This is a genomic window from Stenotrophomonas sp. PS02301, assembly GCF_029959485.1.
Lineage (GTDB): Bacteria > Pseudomonadota > Gammaproteobacteria > Xanthomonadales > Xanthomonadaceae > Stenotrophomonas > Stenotrophomonas maltophilia_Z.
Genome location: NZ_JASCOO010000186.1, coordinates 1 through 1,991, shown reverse-complemented (window position 1 = coordinate 1,991; position 1,991 = coordinate 1). Strand labels below are relative to the sequence as shown.

At 65.9% G+C, this 1,991-nt stretch carries 4 protein-coding genes; 1 reads left to right on the top strand and 3 read right to left on the bottom strand.

The annotated features are described in order from the left end of the window. Positions 1-123: 123 nt before the first annotated feature. Complete coding sequence (locus QMX81_RS20810; RefSeq protein WP_088432755.1) at positions 124-375, bottom strand: DUF3297 family protein; 252 nt, start codon at positions 373-375, stop codon at positions 124-126. A 136-nt stretch (positions 376-511) separates the two neighbouring features. On the opposite strand from QMX81_RS20810, the gene QMX81_RS20805 reads away from it, so the two are divergent. Next, positions 512-1,054, top strand: coding sequence for a hypothetical protein (locus QMX81_RS20805; RefSeq protein ID WP_282264374.1), 543 nt, complete (start codon positions 512-514; stop codon positions 1,052-1,054). Between the two features lie 41 nt (positions 1,055-1,095). Here the strand turns inward: QMX81_RS20805 and QMX81_RS20800 are convergent, their stop codons facing one another. Both QMX81_RS20800 and QMX81_RS20795 read right to left on the bottom strand, forming a co-directional pair. Next, positions 1,096-1,371: a DUF4031 domain-containing protein gene (locus QMX81_RS20800; protein WP_121042437.1), complete on the bottom strand. Its 276-nt coding sequence runs from the start codon at positions 1,369-1,371 to the stop codon at positions 1,096-1,098. A 14-nt stretch (positions 1,372-1,385) separates the two neighbouring features. Next, entirely contained in the window at positions 1,386-1,883 is a 498-nt protein-coding gene (locus QMX81_RS20795) for a hypothetical protein (RefSeq protein WP_152153024.1), read from the bottom strand. Positions 1,884-1,991: the final 108 nt, after the last annotated feature.

The following is a 1,991-nucleotide window of genomic DNA, read 5'->3' as shown; positions in this document are numbered from 1 at the left end:
GAGCCACCCCATGGGTGGCTGCGCGGACCCACTGGAACCCACGCGTCCGGGACGAAGGGCAGCCACCCATGGGGTGGCTCTACCCTGGCACACGTGGATCAGGCGTCTCCGGCAACCGTGGGATCAGGCGTCCGGCTTCTGATCCAGGAAGTAGGCCACCACGGTGCCCTTGATCTTGATCGTCATCGGGTTGCCGCGGCGGTCGCGGGCCTTGCCGGCCTGCACGCGGATCCAGCCTTCGCTGACCGAATACTCTTCAACGTTGTCGCGCTCGACATCGTTGAAACGGATGCCCACGCCGCGCTCCAGCGCAGCGGCATCGTGGAAGGGGCTGGCCGGGTTGATCGCCAGGTGATCGGGAGGGGTATCGCTCATGGTCACAGGATGCTGACGACCACCAAGGCCGCCTTCTGCCGTACAGGATAAACCGCAGCGGGCCCTGCGCCGAATTTCGCTTCCTGCCAACGCCCTTGCACGGCAGAATGCGCCCCTGTCTCCAGGAATACCGGCCATGCCCGACAACAGCGATTATTTCGACTTCGAAGAAGAGGAACGCGATTTCGACGAGGACGATTTCGAGGCACGGATCTGGAATCTGTTCGTGCTGATCAACCCGGGCGATGAAGATCTGGCCCTGCAGCAGTTCAACCGCTGGCGCGAGGCGCTGCTGGAGAGCGGCGAAGGCATCGATGAGGACGCCGACTGGCTGCCGCCGATGATGGCGGCGATTGCCTGGCAGTCCGGGTTCGAGGTGGAGCGCAGCGATGCCGATGCGCTGATGTCGGCGGTCAACGAGCTGTCCGCGCGCTGGAACCTGCAGATCGACTGGGGCGGCGACCTGGACGATGAGGATTTCGCCGCCGGGGTGGATGCCCCGATGCTGATGGGCACCGCCCATGACCGCCTGCGCGAGCACAACTACGCGCTGTGGAGCGTGGATACCGGCAATGACACCCTGGCCGGGTGGATGGCGCTGAACCGCGATGACGATGCGATGCTGGCGCTGTGCTCGCTGCTGGGCGTGGAAGTGCGGCCGGGCAGCGATCCGTTCTAGGGCGCGATTGCGGTCTGCGTGTGCCGACCAACGGTCGGCACCTACGCCTGATACTGGCCGCGCGCGTTTGAGATCACAGCTTTGACCAGCGCACGGTCCGTATGCCGTGAGATGGCCTGTGCGCCCAGGGCAATGGCCTGCAGGCGCAAGGGGGCGGGCACGTCGTAATGCGCCCCGCTGCGGCGGTTCTGGAACGCCCGCCGCGGAATCCCGAGCTGCGCCGCCATGGCGTGCAGCTCGGGCAGGGTGTCGGCCATCAGATGCGCCCAGCGCTCGCCGCGCCAGGGATGTACCGCATCGTCGATATAGACCGTCACCGGATCGCCGTGGCTCAGGCCTGCGGCTTGTCGTCGCTGGCGGCCGGGGCCGGCTCGCCATCGGCTTCGGCTTCGGCAGCAGCGTCGGTCACGATCTCGGCGTCTTCGGCCTCGTCGTCACCTTCGCCTTCCACGCCTTCGAACTCGGAGACCAGCTGCGACAGGTACTCGTCGGCGGTCTTGCCTTCGTCAGCGGCGAGGTCGTCGATCAGCTGCTGCAGCTGGGTCGAGTATTCCAGGTTGACCTTGCGGCCTTCCTTTTCCTGGACGTTGGACAGGTGCTTGAGCATGGCCAGCATCGGGACCGGGTTGTCGGCGTTGCCCATGGTCTGGCCGCCGATGGCCAGCAGCCACTCGGTGCCCTGCAGGCCGATCGCAGCGACGACCTGGCCTTCTTCGTTGGTCAGCACGGCATGGTTCTGCACCGGCTGCTGGGCGTTGAGGCGGTTGATCGGGCGCTTGGGCTGCTGCTTCTTGCGCTTGTCGCGCTTGGCCTTGGACTGCTTGGACATGGGTGCGGTCTATCTACAAAAGGAAGACCCCATTGTAGTGCCGGCCGCCGGCCGGCTCCACGGATTCCCTGAATTTCCCTCTGCCGCTGCCGCCGCGCCGCTCAAGGC

Bases quoted from the DNA above. Each gene is read 5' to 3' on its own strand.
- QMX81_RS20810 (WP_088432755.1), bottom strand. From the start codon at position 375: ATGAGCGATACCCCTCCCGATCACCTGGCGATCAACCCGGCCAGCCCC.
- QMX81_RS20805 (WP_282264374.1), top strand. From the start codon at position 512: ATGCCCGACAACAGCGATTATTTCGACTTCGAAGAAGAGGAACGCGAT.
- QMX81_RS20795 (WP_152153024.1), bottom strand. From the start codon at position 1,883: ATGTCCAAGCAGTCCAAGGCCAAGCGCGACAAGCGCAAGAAGCAGCAG.